Here is a 1873-nt window from a genome sequence, read left to right on the forward strand (position 1 = left end):
CCTTTCGTCATGGCCTCCTACCTTTCTTTCGGGCCCTTGTCAGGGCCGATTCGTTAGCGCCCCTCCGTGTGAGGCGTTATTGCTGACGACATATTTATATCCAAAATCAGCCCATACTTCCACCTTGCCCCCGAACGGTTTTTTATGAGGGGTGAACGGCATACACATATATTTCACGCATGGCATACTTTGACTTAATAAAGTGTATCTACGTGCTTAAACGCTTTTTTAAGCAAAAAATCTATTGGAACTAATCTTTCTTAAACCACCCTCGATTTGCATATTTCACGCAAAGGTATGAATAGAATTCGCAATTCTTGCTACGTCTCAACCATTTTGATTTTTATTCACAAAAAAGTTTGTCCTATTCATTTTTGGTAACCAGGCTACCGTTTACCAGACGCTGGGTACCGTTCGCCGGAAGCTCAGTATAAGGCCCAGCGGATATCAGCTTGCCGTACGGCCTCATTTGTAACAACTTGACTTCTCGGTATAAAAAACAGACCCGCCCCCTCATGGGAAACGGGTCTGTTATCGATTATCGTCGGCCAATTTGAATACGGACTTCGAAGGAAGTCGTGATCCTATCGATCGAACTCGGCCAGCGCCTCACCCAGAAGCCTCAGGCCCTCGCGAAGAACGTCTTCGCTCGGGCAGTAGCCCAGGCGTGCGCCGCAGGGAAGCTCAAAGCGGCTACCGGGAACCAGCAGCACTCCCCTCTCGGCCAACAGGCGCTTGCAGAACTCCTCGTCGTCCTCGGGAATATCCAGCCGGATAAACGAGGTGGATACGCCCTGCGGGGCCGTCCAGGAGACGCGGTCCTGCGTATCAATCCAAGCCTGTGCGATATCGCGGTTGCCAAACACGATCTTACGGTTGCGCTCGAGAATCTTGTCCTTGTGCTCGAGCACGTAGGTCGCCAGGGCGTCGTTGAACACGCCGCCGCAGATCATGGTGTAGTCGCGATATGTGCGGATGCGGTTGGACACCTCTTCGTTGGCCACGACCCAGCCCACGCGGGCCGCAGGCGTCGAATAGGTCTTGGACACCGAGTTGGTGACAATGGCCTTCTCGTACACGTCGGCCATCGACATAAAGGACTCGGTGTTCTCGAGCGGCAGATACACCTCGTCGCACAGCACGTAGACGTCCACCGAACGGGCAATCTCGGCAATCTGCCCGAGCATATCGGCATCGAGCGCCGTACCGATGGGGTTCGATGCGTTATTGATGCAGATGAGCTTGGTGTTGGGGCGCACCAAGCGCTTGAGCTCATCGATATCGGGCTTCCAGCCGAGCTCCTCGCGGAGCTCCCAATACTCGACCTCGGCACCCAGCGTACGCGGAATCTCGTAGAGCGGCGCATAGGTAGGCCACTCGGCAATCACGTGATCGCCGGGCTCCACAACGGCCATGATGGCGTTGAGGTTGGCGCCCGTGCAGCCATTGGTCTGCAGAATGTGATCGGGATTGACATCGCGACGATACAGCTTGGCGACCTCGGCCTTAAATTCCGGCGATCCCTCGATCCAGCCGTAGTTCATCTTCTCGCGATCCAGGCGCTCGTAGAACGTGGCGCCGTCCTGCTCGTCCAGTGCGCGAAGCTCGCCCATGGTCAGCGACGAGATCGTCGACTGAGCGATATCCCAGGTAGCACTCTTCTCCAAAACGTTGAGCCATTCCTCAACACCGATTGTCTTGATATCCATGGCCACCTTATCTGATCTTCATTTAGCGTCATTAAACATGAATGGGGCGGTGCGAAAGATCCGCACCGCCCCAATGGGAGACATCTAATGGCAGCTAGATGTTTGTAGTAAGACCTGTACGGGTCTTTGAAAACCTTAGAGGTCCTCGCGCCAGAAGGGCATGC

The 1873-nt window shown here is 54.5% G+C and carries 1 protein-coding gene; it reads right to left on the bottom strand.

Features of this window, described 5'->3' with window-relative positions:
* Positions 1-584: 584 nt before the first annotated feature.
* Positions 585-1709, bottom strand: coding sequence for an aminotransferase (locus DWX39_RS10720; RefSeq protein WP_117759935.1), 1125 nt, complete (start codon positions 1707-1709; stop codon positions 585-587).
* Positions 1710-1873: the final 164 nt, after the last annotated feature.

The sequence above is a fragment of the Collinsella sp. AF19-1LB genome (assembly GCF_003459655.1).
GTDB lineage: Bacteria > Actinomycetota > Coriobacteriia > Coriobacteriales > Coriobacteriaceae > Collinsella.

Excerpts from the sequence above, each read along its gene's own strand:
- DWX39_RS10720 (WP_117759935.1), bottom strand. The coding sequence starts at position 1,709 with ATGGATATCAAGACAATCGGTGTTGAGGAATGGCTCAACGTTTTGGAG.